Annotated in this window: 15 protein-coding genes and 2 pseudogenes; 8 read left to right on the top strand and 9 right to left on the bottom strand. The window is 64.8% G+C overall.

Annotated features, from left to right (window positions below):
- The first annotated feature begins 2 nt into the window (after positions 1-2).
- From ACVIIW_RS02050 to ACVIIW_RS02025, 6 genes are all read left to right on the top strand, one after another.
- Positions 3-2,390 (top strand): xanthine dehydrogenase family protein molybdopterin-binding subunit, encoded by a 2,388-nt coding sequence (locus ACVIIW_RS02050; protein WP_456699213.1) that lies wholly within the window; start codon positions 3-5, stop codon positions 2,388-2,390.
- Positions 2,391-2,401: 11 nt separating this feature from the next.
- Positions 2,402-3,223, top strand: a complete 822-nt coding sequence (locus ACVIIW_RS02045) for an FAD binding domain-containing protein (RefSeq protein ID WP_456699212.1) — start codon at positions 2,402-2,404, stop codon at positions 3,221-3,223.
- Positions 3,216-4,694, top strand: a complete 1,479-nt coding sequence (locus tag ACVIIW_RS02040; RefSeq protein WP_456699211.1) for an amidase — start codon at positions 3,216-3,218, stop codon at positions 4,692-4,694. The genes ACVIIW_RS02045 and ACVIIW_RS02040 overlap by 8 nt, the downstream gene beginning before the upstream one ends.
- A 218-nt stretch (positions 4,695-4,912) precedes the next feature.
- Positions 4,913-5,374, top strand: a complete 462-nt coding sequence (locus tag ACVIIW_RS02035; RefSeq protein ID WP_456699210.1) for an Hsp20 family protein — start codon at positions 4,913-4,915, stop codon at positions 5,372-5,374.
- Between the two features lie 74 nt (positions 5,375-5,448).
- Entirely contained in the window at positions 5,449-5,940 is a 492-nt protein-coding gene (locus ACVIIW_RS02030) for an Hsp20/alpha crystallin family protein (RefSeq protein WP_456699209.1), read from the top strand.
- Between the two features lie 81 nt (positions 5,941-6,021).
- A complete protein-coding gene (locus ACVIIW_RS02025) occupies positions 6,022-6,357 on the top strand; it encodes a hypothetical protein (RefSeq protein ID WP_456699208.1) in 336 nt (111 codons plus the stop codon).
- Between the two features lie 173 nt (positions 6,358-6,530).
- Here the strand turns inward: ACVIIW_RS02025 and ACVIIW_RS02020 are convergent, their stop codons facing one another.
- Positions 6,531-7,430: a LysR substrate-binding domain-containing protein gene (locus ACVIIW_RS02020; RefSeq protein ID WP_456699207.1), complete on the bottom strand. Its 900-nt coding sequence runs from the start codon at positions 7,428-7,430 to the stop codon at positions 6,531-6,533.
- A gap of 64 nt (positions 7,431-7,494) precedes the next feature.
- Here ACVIIW_RS02020 and ACVIIW_RS02015 point away from each other — a divergent pair.
- Positions 7,495-7,668, top strand: a pseudogene (locus tag ACVIIW_RS02015) (fumarylacetoacetate hydrolase family protein); the annotation flags it as partial.
- 135 nt (positions 7,669-7,803) lie between these two features.
- Positions 7,804-8,970 carry an acyl-CoA dehydrogenase family protein gene (locus tag ACVIIW_RS02010; RefSeq protein ID WP_456699206.1) on the top strand — a complete coding sequence of 389 codons (1,167 nt, stop codon included), beginning with the start codon at positions 7,804-7,806 and terminating at the stop codon, positions 8,968-8,970.
- A 20-nt stretch (positions 8,971-8,990) separates the two neighbouring features.
- Here the strand turns inward: ACVIIW_RS02010 and ACVIIW_RS02005 are convergent, their stop codons facing one another.
- The 8 genes and pseudogenes from ACVIIW_RS02005 to ACVIIW_RS01970 all read right to left on the bottom strand — a co-directional run bounded on the left by ACVIIW_RS02005 (position 8,991) and on the right by ACVIIW_RS01970 (position 14,036).
- Positions 8,991-10,562, bottom strand: a complete 1,572-nt coding sequence (locus ACVIIW_RS02005) for an AMP-binding protein (protein ID WP_456705063.1) — start codon at positions 10,560-10,562, stop codon at positions 8,991-8,993.
- 32 nt (positions 10,563-10,594) lie between these two features.
- Positions 10,595-11,231 (bottom strand): annotated as a pseudogene (gene upp, locus ACVIIW_RS02000) (uracil phosphoribosyltransferase).
- Between the two features lie 167 nt (positions 11,232-11,398).
- On the bottom strand, positions 11,399-11,527 hold the full coding sequence (locus tag ACVIIW_RS01995) for a hypothetical protein (RefSeq protein ID WP_456699205.1): 129 nt from the start codon (positions 11,525-11,527) through the stop codon (positions 11,399-11,401).
- Between the two features lie 3 nt (positions 11,528-11,530).
- Positions 11,531-11,923: a hypothetical protein gene (locus ACVIIW_RS01990; protein WP_456699204.1), complete on the bottom strand. Its 393-nt coding sequence runs from the start codon at positions 11,921-11,923 to the stop codon at positions 11,531-11,533.
- A gap of 10 nt (positions 11,924-11,933) precedes the next feature.
- Positions 11,934-12,116: a hypothetical protein gene (locus tag ACVIIW_RS01985; RefSeq protein WP_456699203.1), complete on the bottom strand. Its 183-nt coding sequence runs from the start codon at positions 12,114-12,116 to the stop codon at positions 11,934-11,936.
- Positions 12,117-12,242: 126 nt separating this feature from the next.
- Positions 12,243-13,160, bottom strand: a complete 918-nt coding sequence (dapA, locus tag ACVIIW_RS01980; RefSeq protein ID WP_456699202.1) for a 4-hydroxy-tetrahydrodipicolinate synthase — start codon at positions 13,158-13,160, stop codon at positions 12,243-12,245.
- Between the two features lie 26 nt (positions 13,161-13,186).
- Positions 13,187-13,435 (bottom strand): hypothetical protein, encoded by a 249-nt coding sequence (locus tag ACVIIW_RS01975; protein ID WP_456699201.1) that lies wholly within the window; start codon positions 13,433-13,435, stop codon positions 13,187-13,189.
- Positions 13,436-13,568: 133 nt separating this feature from the next.
- Positions 13,569-14,036, bottom strand: coding sequence for a hypothetical protein (locus ACVIIW_RS01970; protein WP_456699200.1), 468 nt, complete (start codon positions 14,034-14,036; stop codon positions 13,569-13,571).
- Between the last annotated feature and the right edge of the window lie 344 nt (positions 14,037-14,380).

Raw genomic sequence — 14,380 nt, 5'->3', positions numbered from 1 at the left:
CCATGGCCAATGTGATCGGCATCGGCGCCGCACCGAAGCGAAAAGAAGACCAGCGTTTCCTCACCGGCCGCGGCAATTACGTCTCGGACATCAAACGTCCCGGCATGACCGCGGGTGTGTTCGTGCGCTCGCCGCATGGACACGCGATACTGCGCGGCATCGACAAGGCTGCGGCGCTGGCATCGCCTGGCGTGATCGCGGTCCTCACCGGCGATGACGTCAAGGCCGACGGCCTCGGCTCACTGCCCTGCGGCTGGGGCATTTCGGATGCCAAGGGCGTGCCGATGAAGGAACCGCCGTTCCCGATGCTGGCGCAAGGCAAGGTGCGCTTCGTCGGCGATATGGTGGCTTTTGTCATCGCGGAGACGCCGGAGCAGGCGAACGCCGGCGCTGAGCTGCTGAGGATCGATTACGAGGTGCTGCCCTCCGTGATTGGCGTGCTCGAAGCGGTCAGGCCGAATGCGCCGCAACTGTTCGACGATATCCCAAACAATATCTGCTGTGACTGGGAGCTCGGCGACAGGGCTGCGGTGGAATCCGCGTTTCGCAGGGCCACCCATGTCGCCAGGCTCAGCCTCGTCAACAACCGCCTGATCGGTAATCCCATGGAGCCGCGCGCGGCGATCGCGGAATACGAGCCCGGCACCGATCGCTTCACGCTGTGGACCACCAGCCAATTCCCGCATGTCGTGCGCTTCCTGATGGGCGCGCTGGTGCTGAACATCCCGCAGCACAAGCTGCGCGTGGTTGCCCCCGATGTTGGCGGCGGCTTCGGCGTCAAGCAGTTCCACTACGGCGAAGAGGCCGTGGTCACCTGGGCTGCCAAGCGCGTGAAGCGGCCGGTGAAATGGGTGGCGAGCCGCTCGGAGGGGTACGTCTCCGATCGCCACGGCCGCGATCACGTCACCGAGGCCGAACTGGCGCTGGACGAGACCGGAAAATTCCTCGCCTTCCGCGTCAACACGCTCGCCAATATGGGCGGCTATCTCTCGACCTTCGGGCCGAACATTCCGACCAATCTCTACGGTCCGCTGCTTGGCGGCGTCTACACCACGCCCGCGATCTATTGCAACGTGAAGGTGGTCTTCACCAACACCGTGCCTGTCGACGCTTATCGCGGCGCCGGCCGCCCCGAAGCGACCTTCGTGCTGGAGCGCATCGTCGATGTCGCAGCCGCCGAGATGGGTATCGACCGCGTCGAGATCCGCCGCCGCAACATGATCCCGAAGGAAGCCTATCCCTATCAGACGCCGGTGCTGGTGCAGTACGATTCCGGTGATCCCATGGGCTGCCTCGACGGCGCGCTTGTAGCCGCCGACGTCAAGAATTTCGGCGTGCGCAAGGCGGCCTCCGCCAGCAAGGGCAAATTCCGCGGGCTCGGCTATTCCACCTATGTCGAAGCCTGCGGCCTCGCGCCGTCGCGGTTCGCGGGACGGCTCGGGGCGCGCGGGGGCCTCTATGAGAGTGCCACCGTGCGCGTGCATCCCACCGGCCAGGTGACGGTCATGATCGGCACCCACAATCACGGCCAGGGCCACGAGACGACCTTTGCGCAGATCGTCTCCGACAAGCTCGGCGTCGCCTTCGAGAATGTCGACATCGTGTTCGGCGATACCGATCGGGTGCAGTTCGGCATGGGCACCTATGGCTCGCGCTCACTCGTGGTCGGGGGGGCCGCGCTGTCCAAGGCGACCGACAAGGTAATCGCCAAAGGCAAGAAAATCGCCTCGCACCTGCTCGAGGCGGCCGAAGCGGATATCCAGTTCGAGAGCGGCAAATTTTCGGTGGCCGGCACCGACCGTATGAAGACGTTCGAGGAGATCGCGGGCGCGGCTTATGTGCCGCACGATTATCCGCTCGAGGTGCTGGAGCCGGGCCTGGAGGAGCAGGCCTATTACGATCCTGTCAACTTCACCTATCCCGGCGGCTGCCATATCGCCGAGGTCGAGGTCGATCCGGAGACGGGCACGGTGACGTTGGTCAATTACACGGCAGTCGACGATGTCGGCACTGTCATCAATCCGATGATCGTCGAGGGGCAGTTGCACGGAGGTATCGTGCAGGGCGTCGGCCAGGCCCTGTTCGAAAACGCGGTCTATGACGAGGGCACCGGTCAGCTCTTGTCGGGCTCGCTGATGGACTATTGCATGCCGCGCGCCGACCATATGCCGATGATGAAAGTTGCGACCCACTCGACGCCCTGCACGCACACGCCGATGGGCGTGAAGGGTTGCGGAGAGGTCGGCACCATCGGTTCGCCCGCCGCCGTGATCAACGCGGTGGTCGATGCGCTGTCGCATCTCGGCGTCACCCATGTCGACATGCCCGCGACGCCCAACCGGATCTGGCGCTTGCTGCAAAATGCGTCGCTGCCGGTCGCCGCGGAATAGGGAGGACAACAATGAAGCCATTTGCCTATCATCAGCCCGTCCAAATTCCCGATGCGGCCAAGCTGTTGACCTCGATCGAGGACAGCAAGCTCCTCGCTGGCGGCATGACGCTGATCCCGACGCTCAAGCAGCGGCTGGCCAATCCGCCTGCGCTGGTCGATCTGTCGAAGCTTGGATCCCTCAAGGGCATCACCGACGACGGTGAGACCATCACCATCGGCGCGATGACGCCGCATGCGGTGGTTGCAGGCTCGAAACTGGTGCAGGCGAAAATCCCCGGGCTCACGGCATTGGCCTCGATGATCGGTGATCCTGCCGTGCGCAGCCGCGGCACCCTCGGCGGCTCAGTCGCCAACAACGATCCGGCCGCGGATTATCCCGCCGGCGTTCTCGGTCTCGGCGCCACCATCATCACCAGCATGCGTGAGATCGCGGCGGACAAGTTCTTCCTCGGCTTGTTCGAGACCGCTCTGGAAGCGGGCGAGATCATCACCGCGATCCGTTTTCCGGTGCCGCTCAAGGCGGGCTACGCAAAGTTCAAGGCGCCGGCCTCGCGCTATGCGCTGGTCGGCGTGTTCGTCGCGAAGTTCGCCGATGGTGTTCGCGTCGCGGTCACGGGTGCGGGGCCGGGTGTGTTCCGTGTGCCCCCGATGGAAGCGGCGCTGTCGCAAAATTTCGATCCATCCGCGATCGCGGCGATCAAGATCGACACCGACGGTCTCACATCCGACATCCATGCCGAAGCCGATTACCGGGCGCATCTCGTCACTGTCATGGCCAAGCGCGCCGTCGACGCGGCGCTCGTCAAGTTCCTTAGGGTTGATGATGACTGATGGTTCCGGCCGAACGGCCCTCCCGCCGGCGCCGACTGGCCTTGGCGCGCTTTCCGCAACCGAGATCATGGCCGGCTACCGGCGCAAGGCATTCACGCCGCGCGATGTCGTTGACGACACCATCGCCGCGCTGGAGGCGACGAACGAGACCTGCAACGTGGTGGTGACGCCGATGTACGAGCAGGCGCGAGCGGAGGCCGATCGCCTCACGAAGACAATGCACGCGGGCGAAGACCAGGGACCGCTCGCCGGCGTGCCTGTCACGATCAAGGACCTCATCTTCGTCGCGGGCGTGCCGGCCTATGCCGGCTCGCCGATGAACGCAGGCTTTGTTCCTGAAGCCGATGCTGCCGTGGTGTCGGCGCTGAAGGCAGCAGGCGCGATCATCACCTGCAAGACCACCACTTGCGAGTCCGGGTACAAGTTGACGGCGGACAGCCCGGTCACCGGCATCACGCGCAATCCCTGGAATCCTGGTCGCACCAGTGGTGGATCGAGCGGCGGTGCGGCAGCGGGCGTCGCTGCCGGCTGTGGCCCGATCGCAATCGGCACCGACGGCGTCGGCTCGATCCGTGTGCCTTCCTCCTTTTGCGGTGTGTTTGGCCTGAAGCCGACTTTCGGTCTCGTGCCACGCTTGCCCGGCTTCTCGCCGCCGTCCTGGGCCTCGCTCGCGCATACCGGGCCGATCACGCGGACCGTTGCCGATGCCGCGCTGACGCTGGAGATCATCGCTGCTTACGATCTGCGCGATGCCGCAAGCCTTCGCGTGTCCGCGCGCCGCTTCGATACGACTGCAGGGCGCCTGGATGGTATTCGTGTCGGCGCCAGCGCCGATCTCGGCTATGCCGCCGTCAGTTCCGACGTATGCGCAGCTTTCGGCAGGGCGCTCGCGATTCTCGATTCGTGCGGCGCGCGAGTCACCATGGATGAGCCGGGTCTCGATCCTGATATCCTCGAGCATACGTTGAAGCCGATCGCATTTACCGAGCAGGCGGCCGCGGTCTCGACCAAGACGCGGGCCGATCTCGCGGACTCCGAAGCGCACTATCGCGATGTCGTCAGCGCCGGCCGGCGCTACAGCGGTACGGATTACATCGAAGCGAGCTATCGCCGCGGCCAGGTGCGCAATGCCTTCATCAAGCTGTTCGAACGCGTCGATGTGCTGGTGACGCCGACGGTTGCCGTGACCGCGTTCGGGGCCGCCAAGATCGGCGTCGACACCATCGACGGCAGCAAGGTCGATCCGCATCTCGGCTGGTCGCCGTTCACCTGGCCGATCAACCTCGCCGGGCTTCCGGCCGCGACACTGCCCTGCGGTCTCGATCGTGACGGCATGCCGATCGGTCTTCAGATCATCGCGCCCTGGCTCGACGAGCCCACGATCTTCCGGATCGCCGCCGCGTTCGAGCAGGCGCAGCCCTGGGCGAAGTTCTGGCCGCAGGTGGCCCTGCGTGGACGACCCAAGGCGTAGGGCTGGAACCGGCCCGGCCTCTCGTCTGCCGGGATTCGAAAATTTTTCGAGGCGACCTCTTGAAATCGACAGCGGTTTTTATAAGTCGTTTTTCGCCGCGAGAGCGGTGTGCCGGGTGCCAGATCGGGCTCGGCGCGGGCGCCGGACCGGTCATCGGACCCGTCTGATACCTGTCTTGCGCTCCTTCGTATCCATCTTGCTCTTTGGAGGACTTGGTTATGAGGACCAGTTTCGACTTCGCGCCCCTGTGGCGCTCCACCATCGGCTTCGATCACCTGGCCGACCTCGTCGACAGCACGTTGCGCCAGGCGAACGAGGACAACTATCCCCCCTACAATATCGAACGTTCCGGTGAAGACCATTACCGGATCAGCCTTGCCGTGGCAGGTTTCGGTCCCAGCGATATCAACGTGACGGCCGAGCAGAACGCGCTCACCATCGAGGGCAAGAAGCCCGAGACCGCTGCGCGCGAATACCTGTATCAGGGCATCGCCGCCAGGCCATTCCGGCGCGTGTTCAACCTCGCCGACTATGTCCAGGTGAAGCAGGCCTCGTTCCAGGACGGGCTCCTGATCGTCGACCTCGTCCGGGAGGTTCCGGAAGCCATGAAGCCGCGCCGGATTCCGATCGCGGGCGGCACTCCTGCGGCATCGCAGATCGAGCAGAAGAAAGCAGCCTAAGCGCTCGATCGGTTCAGTGGCGGAACGCGGCGTGCGGATGCGCGCCGCGCTCCCGATGCATCAAGGAGAGAACAATGGCTTTTCGTGATCTCATTCCCTGGTCGAAAAACCAGGAGCTCGCGCAATCGCGCGACAATTTCGACCCCTTCCTGACGCTTCACCGCGAGATGAATCGCCTGTTCGAGGACGTCTTCCGCGGCTTCGGCGGGACCAGCCTGTCGCCGCTGATGGAAGGCCGTTTCGGCTGGCCCAAGGTCGAGCTCAGCGAGACCGACAAGACATTGACGGTCTCGGCCGAGCTTCCCGGCCTCAACGAGAAGGACGTCCAGGTGGAGATCGCCAACGGCGTGCTGACCGTGCGCGGCGAGAAGAAGGCTGAGCGCAACGGCGATGGCCGGTACTTCACCGAGCGCTATTATGGCGCCTTCGAACGGCAGATCCCGCTGGACGGCGTCGAGGAGGACAAGGCAGAGGCTTCGTTCAAGGACGGCGTCCTGACCGTATCGCTGCCGAAGTCCGAGAAGGCGCGGGAAGGCGTCAAGCGCATCCCGATCAACACGCATTAGCGTCACGGACGGCGGCGATCGACGCCGCCGTCCCCGTCAACAGACCCTCGATTTGAAAGGAGTATGAGGGAGGCACCGCCAATGACCAACGTGAATGCCAATTCCGGCGATCTCAATCCGCTGTTTCATCCCGCAGCCCATTACGATTCGCCTGCCGAGGTCCTGGATGCGCAGGAGCTCTCCACCCCGGAGAAGCGGATCATCCTGTCGTCCTGGGCGTCCGACATGTACACCGTCGAATCCTGTCCCGCCTTGCGCGAAATCCCCGGCATGAACCACGCGGTCCGGCTCGTCGATATCCTGGCCGCCCTGCGCAAGCTCGGCGGTGACAACGACAATGACGACCCGCCGCGCGGCGGCGGCGTACCGATGCGGCTGCGGCGGCCACGGGCCGCCGCAGAGGGGCGAAGCACATGATGCTCACGCAGACTGTTCTCGGGCTCGTGCTGCTCGGTCAGGCCTCGGCGGTCTGCGTCGTTCCGTTTCTCGCTCTGCAAGGCCTCATCACTGCGCCCCGGGCTGGCTAAATCCTCGATGTTGGGTGTCGAGGGCTTTGCGAAACGCTGGCGAGCATCACTGAATCGCAGGAGTTACGACAGCTCGATCGGCGTGCCGCGGCCGCTGAGCTCGTCGTCGAGCCGCAGATAGTGCGCGAGATAGTCGTGCAGCGCGGTCGCGGCCTTCGAGGTGGCGCCGTTGGATTTGTACAGCAGCAGCTCGATCTTCGGCAGCGGGGGCAACCCTTCATTCGGCCCGATCTCGCGCATCGCCGGCACCAGGGCGCTGCGGCCGAGCACGGTGACGGCCATGCCGGCGAAGGCGGCGGCTTGCAGTCCGCCGACGCTTTCGCTGACGCAGGCGACGCGCCAGCGCAGGTTTGCGCGTTCCAGCGTATCGATGGCGTAGTCGCGATAGATGTTGCCCGGCGGCAGCAGCGCAAGCGGGATCGGTCGCTCCTGATGCGCCGTGGACTGCTCGCCCGTCATCCACACCAGCTGCTCGCGCCGCACCACCTGGCCGCCGGTGAAATCGTTCATGCGGGTGACGAGCGCGATGTCGACATCGCCGCGCTTGACGAGGCCGACGAGCGGCGTCGACAGCGCACAGTTGAGCTCGACCTGAACGCGCGGGAAAGATTTCCGGAACACGCTGAGGATCTGCGGCAGCATGAACGCCGCGTAGAGGTCGGGCGTGCCGAGCACGACCTGGCCCTCGATCTCCTGCGAAGCCAGCTGCGAGATCAGCTCGTCATGCAACCTCAGGATAGACTTGGCGTAGGTGAGGACGACAGTGCCGTCGTCGGTCAGCGTCAGCCTGCGGCCGGCATGGTCGAACAATTGCTTGCCGGTGAGCTCCTCCAGCCGCTGCAATTGCAGCGTGATCGCCGGCTGGGTGCGGCCCAGCCGTCGCGCAGTCTCGGTGATGCTGCCGGTCTCGACCACCGAGATCAGCGACCGGAGCATGCGGATATCGAGACTGATGAGGTTCATGCGGCGTCCATGTCGCCCAGAATCTATGCAAGTTCCATGCTAGCACATTTGGGCGGACCGGCCTGGGTGGATCTGGAGCGCCGCCGAGCAGATCGCAAAGTCGTCGGAAGCGTTCGAGCTGAAGGCCGGCGACATCATCTATTCCGGCACGCCGGAGCATGTCGGCCCCGTGGTGAAGAGCGACGCGCTACGGTGCAAGCCCGAGGGCTTGCCGGACATGTCGCTCAACGTCGTCTGATGATCTTGCCGCGTGGCGGCATTTCCGTCGAACATGGCCGCATGCGTGGTACATCTACCTGACGGGGGCGTTCAGGTCTATGTACCGAGCTTCAAGTCAACAGCGCGAGCAGGGCGATCAGGGAGATCAACACCGATGGATTTCGCGCTCACCGATCAGCAGGAAGCCATTCGCGACGCCATCGTAAAGATCTGCGAAGGCTTTCCCGATGCCTACTGGCTGAAGAAGGACCACGACGGCGGCTTCCCGCACGACTTCCACAAGGCGCTGGCCGACGCGGGCTGGCTCGGCATCTGCGTGCCGGAAGCCTATGGCGGCTCCGGGCTCGGGATCACTGAAGCCGCGATCATGATGCGCACCATCGCGGAGTCAGGCGCCGGCATGTCCGGCGCCTCTGCGGTGCACATCAACGTGTTCGGCCTCAATCCGGTGGTCGTGTTCGGCACCGAGGAGCAGCGCAAGCGCATGCTGCCGCCGATGGTCGAGGGCCGCGAGAAGGCGTGCTTTGCCGTCACGGAGCCCAACACCGGCCTTAACACCACGCAGCTCAAGACCCGCGCGGTCGCCAAGAACGACCGCTACATCGTCAATGGCCAGAAGGTATGGATCTCGACCGCGCAGGTCGCGCACAAGATCCTGCTGCTGGCGCGGACCACGCCGCTCGAAGACGTGGGCTCGCCGACCCACGGTCTCAGCCTGTTCTACACGGACTTCGACCGCAACAAGATCAAGGTCCACGAGATCGAGAAGATGGGCCGCAAGATCGTCGATTCCAACGAGCTGTTCTTCGAGGACTTTGAAATTGCCATGGAGGACCGCATCGGCGAAGAGGGCAAGGGTTTCGAGTACATCCTCGAAGGCATGAATCCCGAGCGTATCTTGATCGCGGCGGAGGCCGTCGGCCTCGGCAAGCTCGCACTGTCGCGCGCGACCGAATACGCCAAGACGCGCGTCGTGTTCAATCGCCCGATCGGCAAAAATCAAGGCATCCAGCATCCGCTCGCCGTGAACTGGGTCGAGCTCGAGGCGGCATGGCTGATGGTGATGTCGGCGGCCTGGCAATACGACAAGGGCATGCCCTGCGGCGCCGCGGCCAACGCTGCGAAATATCTCGCCGGCGAAGCCGGCTTCTCGGCGTGCGAGCAGGCGGTGATGACCCATGGCGGCTTTGGCTATGCCAAGGAATTTCACGTCGAGCGCTATTTGCGCGAGGTGCTGATCCCCCGCATCGCGCCGGTCAGTCCGCAGCTCGCGCTCAGCTTCATCGCGGAGAAGGTGCTGGGCCTCGCCAAATCGTACTGAGCAGGTTGCTCTGAAGGTTTCTATTCGGCGGCGATCCGTTTCATCGCCATGGCGCGGAGTTTTGCGCGCTGGATCTTGACGCCATTGGCGCTGTCGGTGACCGGGAAGGCATCCACGACATAGATGCGTGCCGGCACCTTGTAGCCGGCGAGCCGCTCACGCAGGCGCGCGACCAAGGTTTCCTGCTGTGGCGGCCGACCAGTAGGGATCACGAAGGCGACGCAGCGCGCCTGGCCTTTCAGATCGACAGCGACCGCCTGGGCGTCGGCGACACCGGCACAGGACTTGAGCTCGTCCTCGATCTCGCCGGGCGCGACCAGAAAGCCGCCGAGGCGCATGGCGTCGCCGGCGCGGGTCTCATAGACGAAGGCGCCGTTGCCGCGGAGACGGCCGATATCGCCGGTCCGGAAGAAGCCGTCCGCGGTGATGGCCTCGCGCGTCGCTTCCGGGTTGTTGAAATAGCCGAGGAAGCGCGATGGCGCGCTGATCTCGATCTCGCCGGAGACGCCGGGAGCGGTGAGCTCGCCGCTCTCGGTATCGCGCACGCGCACCTTCGCCTCTGATGACATCGGCCAGCCGCCGCCCTCGATGCGATCGGCGAAAGCGTCGCCGTGGCGGCCGATCGAGAACAACGCCTGCACCTCGCTCGAGCCGTAGAGGCCGAACAGCGGCAGGCCGCGCGTCTCGGCCTCTGTAGCCAGCTCGCGCCAGCCGGGCTGGAACGCGGCATAGCCGCAGACTTCGAGATGCGGGAACGGTCGCGGCGCGTGGGTCAGTGCGAGGATGCGGCGAAACATCTCGTCGGAGCCGAAGGCGTGTGTGATTTGCTGCTTGCTGAGGATGTTCAAAGCCGGTGCCGCCTCAAAAGCGTCGAGCACGTGGACGGTCGCGCCCGCCGCGATGAAGCCCAGCAGGCTCGTCATGCCGAAGGTGCCGCAGAATGGCAGCATCGCCAGTAGAGCGTGACGCTGCGGCGAGAGCTGGAGTGCCTTGGCAACGGCTTTCGCGTGGCTTGCGAGCGTTCGCTGCGAATGCGCCACCAGCTTCGGGCCTTTTGTCGTGCCCGATGTGGTGTAGAGCAGTACGGGCAGGTCGATGTCTTCTTGGGCGGGAGTCAGCGGATAGGGCTTATCGAACGCATCGAAGCGCGTGCAGGACCATTTTGCGGCGATCGCATCCGCGCCGACCGTCGCGACCTTCTGCAGGGCCGGCACCTCTTCGCCGGCGATGTCGGCGAGAATGGAAGCGAAATCGATCGAGCGAAACGCGGCCTCGACCACCAGAAGCTTGGCGCCGGACAGTTTCAGAAGATGCACCACCTCCGCGCTGCGATACCGCGTGTTGACGGCGGCGACGATCGCACCCAGCCTGGCGGCGGCGAACAGCAGCGCGATCCATTCGACCCGGTTGACCAGCCAGACCGCGACGACGTCGCCCTTGTCGATGCCCTGCGCGGCAAGCCAGGCAGCGGTCTGCTCGACCTTCATCGAAAATTCCGTGCGCGACACGGACGTGCCGTCGAACACGAAGGCGGGCTCGGCTGATGTCTCCGATTCGATCAGCGATTGCAGCGAAACATCGTCGGCGTGCATGGCCACCGGAGTAGCCCGATCGCGCAACCTGTCTACTTGGTGCCGAACATCCGGTCGCCGGCATCGCCCAGCGCCCGGCACGATATAGCCGTGGTCGTTGAGCCGCTCATCGATCGCGGCGGTCCAGACCGGCACGTCCGGATGTTCGTCCTGGAACTTCGCAACGCCTTCAGGCGCTGCCAGCAGGCAGACGAAACGGATGTCGCGGGCGCCGCGGTCTTTCAGCAGCGAGGCGCCGGCGCAGGCCGAATTGCCGGTCGCCAGCATGGGGTCCATCAGGATCACGGTGCGGTCCGACAGGTCCTGTGGTGCCTTGAAATAATATTCCACGGCCTGCAGCGTCTCGGGGTCGCGGTAGAGCCCGATATGGGCGATGCGGGCCGAAGGCATCAGCGCCAGCATGCCGTCGAGGAAGCCGACGCCGGCGCGCAGGATCGGCGCCAGCGTGAGCTTCTTGCCGGCGATCTTCGGCGCCTGCATCGGCGAGATCGGCGTCTCGATCCCGACCAGCTCCAGCGGCAGGTCGCGCGTCACCTCGTAGCCGAGCAGCATCCCGATCTCGTTCAGGATCTCGCGAAAGCTCTTGGTCGAGCGATCCTTCTCCCGCATCAGGGAAAGCTTGTGCTGGACCAGGGGGTGGGCGACGACGTTGACGCTGCTTGTGCTCATGCAGCCCGTCTAACACGGTTCCGTGAAACTGCGCCAGATCGGCCGGGCGTTTTCCGCAAGGACCGGGGCGGCCTATCCGTCATCGCGATCGCCGTTCCTGCCCGGTTGCTCGCCTGATGGGCAGCCTTGGTCACTTCGCGGTCGGCCCGCGGAAGTGATCGAAGGCTCTAGACCCCGAGCCCACGCGCTGCGAGCGTGATCACGATCGTCAGGACCGCCCCCCAGATCAGGCTCAGCGTCATGGTCAGGATGGTCGTGGTGACCGCGTGCTCGAGAGGTCCCCTGAAGAGCGGCATATGCTAGCTGTCCGCGGTGGGCACCGCGGTGAGGCGAGCCAGCAGCCGCCTGGCTCGTTCGGCCAGCACGATCAGCGGATTGCCGCGGTTCTCGATGTCGAGCTCGAAGGTCTCGGCGGGAAACACCAGCGCACACCGTGCCGGCGCGCTCTGGCGGTTGGCGAAATCGACGGCCGAGCTCTTGAACAGGAACAGGCCGCCGATGCGTCCGCGCGCCTCGCGGGCGACCCAGAGGCCGACCTTGTTGCGGCCGATGAAAAAGGCGGGAATGGCGGCGCTGACGACGTCGGGATCGAGCGGCGTCAATTCCGCCGCAGGCCGCTGCCGCGGCTGGCGATCAAAAGCTTGAAGAGCAATCGCGGCCATGGCGGCCTCCTCACACGTCTGCAAGGTCATCATAGCGCCCTCAGGCGTGGAGGTGCCAGACGTGGATGGCGGTCTTCAGCACGATGAGCGCCGTGAGCACGCTGCCCATCGTGAGCACCGCAAGTGCACGCCGCGCGACGCGCTTGAGCTCGGCCTTGCGTTCCCTGGCCGGGCGTTCGGCCCAGCGGAAGGGGCGTTGAAAGCCCTGTGTCAGCATCGACATATGGAAGTCCTTGTCTCTCGGGCGACGAGACGGTCGCCCTATCTGGCTTCTGATAGTGAGCATCGCAGCATAGGAATGCGAGGCGGGTGTGGGTGTTGTCGTATAGGAGCGCTATAGGCGCGCTCTCTAAGCGCCGATGCTGTCGATCAGCTCCTCGTCGGCAATCGCCATGAAGGCTCTCCGGACCTCGGCCCGAGCCAGATCATCCAGCGGCACGATCGGCAGCCTTGTCGCGGGCGACATCAGGCCCAGCGTGCTCAGTGCGTATTTGAGTGCAGCCGGGCTTTCGCGGGACAGGCAGGCGATGAGCGGCACGAGACGCTTGTGCAGGTAGCGCGCCGTTTGCAGGCGACCCTGCCGGATTTGTGAGAAGATCGTGCGGCATAGATCTGGCGCGATGTTGGAAACCTCCGAGATTGCGCCGTCGCCGCCGCCGGCGAGAGTGCCGAATGTGGAGACGTCGTCGCCCGATAGCAGGCGAAAGCCAGATGGCAGCAGCCGGCTCAGGCGCATCGGGCGGGTGCTGTCACCGCTCCCATCGCGCAGGCCCACGAACTGGCGGGCTTCGACCAGACGCAGCAATGTCTCGTCGGCGAGCGGACGCAGCGTGCGGGAGGGGACGTCGTGCAGGATCACGGGCAGGCCGATCGCGCCGGCTATGGCGCGGAAATGCGCGAGCATCCCCTCCTGCATCGGCTTGTTGTAGGCGGGCACCACCGACATGACGGCATCGGCACCGGCTGCCTCTGCGCGCCGCGCAAGCTCGACAGCGCGGCCGGTCGCATTCGACATCGCACCCGCGATGACCCGCGCCCGCCCGCGGGCAACTTCGACCGCGGTGCGAATGACGAGTTCCTGCTCGGCGGCCGAAAGCGTCGGCGCTTCGCCCGCCGTCTCGCAAACCACGATCGCAGGCACGCCGGCTGCAACCTGGCGCTCACACAGGGCGGCGAACGCCCTGAGGTCGATCGTGTCGGCTGCGTCGAACGGCGTCGGCAGATCCGGGATGAAACCGGTGAACCAGGCTGAAGGAGGAATGAACATGGCTTGCTTGCCCGGATGCGCGGCGCTCAGGCCGCGCGCTGCGAGAGGTCGGGGTGTTTACCCATGTCGAGCTCGATCTCGCGCGACAGTTCGACGATGGTCTCGGGATGATGTCCGTTCTCGAACAGCACGTATTTGATCGCCTGGGCGCGGCTGACGAACAGGCCGCCATAGAGGCCGTGCTGCTCCTGCGCAATCCATTGTCCGCGATGGTTCCGGCCGATGAAGACGATGCTGGAGAGCGAGCTGCACGAGGGAGGTTCGACGAGTTTCACGGATGAAGTCCTTCCAATTGACGCGAGGGGCGGAATTTCGTCCCGCAACCTCCCGATCAATATCTTTCTCGATGGATAGGATTTCGAGAGAGGGCGCTCGGCGATCTCATAGGAACGCCATAAGGCTTCGCGCTCAGTTGAAATTCTCGCAAGCCGCCGGCTCGTAGAGCGCATCCGCAGCGGGACGCACGCTGGGAACGCTCGGCCGCGAAGTTTCGACGGCCAGTGCCTGTATCTCCACGAAAGCCGACATCAGCGCGACCGCGAGGTCGCCATGGCATCCCTCGACCGCCGCGTCGAGCCAGTCCGGCAGTTCGCGTTCGCGCGACAGTGCGCAGTGCCATTCGCCCTCATCGTAGGCGATGCGGCGGACCTGCCACAGCGGCAGTTCGAGTTCCATCAGCGCCAGCGCGGCATCGGTCCACGCCTCGGCATCGATCAGGCGCATGACGCGCGCGGTGCGCTCGGTCTGTCCGAGAGAAGGGAAGCGGCGGCAGGCCTTGTCCATGATTTCGAGCATCAACGGCCGCGTCATGCCTTGCGCGTTGCGGAGGCGGTCGGTGAGGGCCGGTGGATCATAGTGTTGGAAAGCGACGGTCATATCAGGCCTCCTGGAGCGGGCGTCGGTCCGTCGGCCGGCCTGTTCAGGATGGCGGGAAGAGCATTGGAAAACGAGACGGGAAGGGGTTGGGAGATATAGGAATCTCATAAGCACTGGCCCCATCCGCGCGGGATGCAACGCGTCGCCGGCGCGCCGTCCTTTATGAGATTCCTATAACTTCGCCAGAGCCCACGTCTCGAAAACCTATGTGCGTGGTGGCACGTGAAGGCGGTGAAAGTCCCGGCCGGCAACTGCTGCACATGCGTTGCACTTGATTCAACGCAAGCTGCCTGCCGGGGAAGTGAGACACAGTTGCCTCCGCCACGGAGCGCAACGAGGAGTTT

This window comes from Bradyrhizobium sp. USDA 4449, assembly GCF_054056275.1.
Note: the sequence above shows the minus strand (reverse complement) of the source record. Positions and strands in the feature narration are given on the sequence as shown.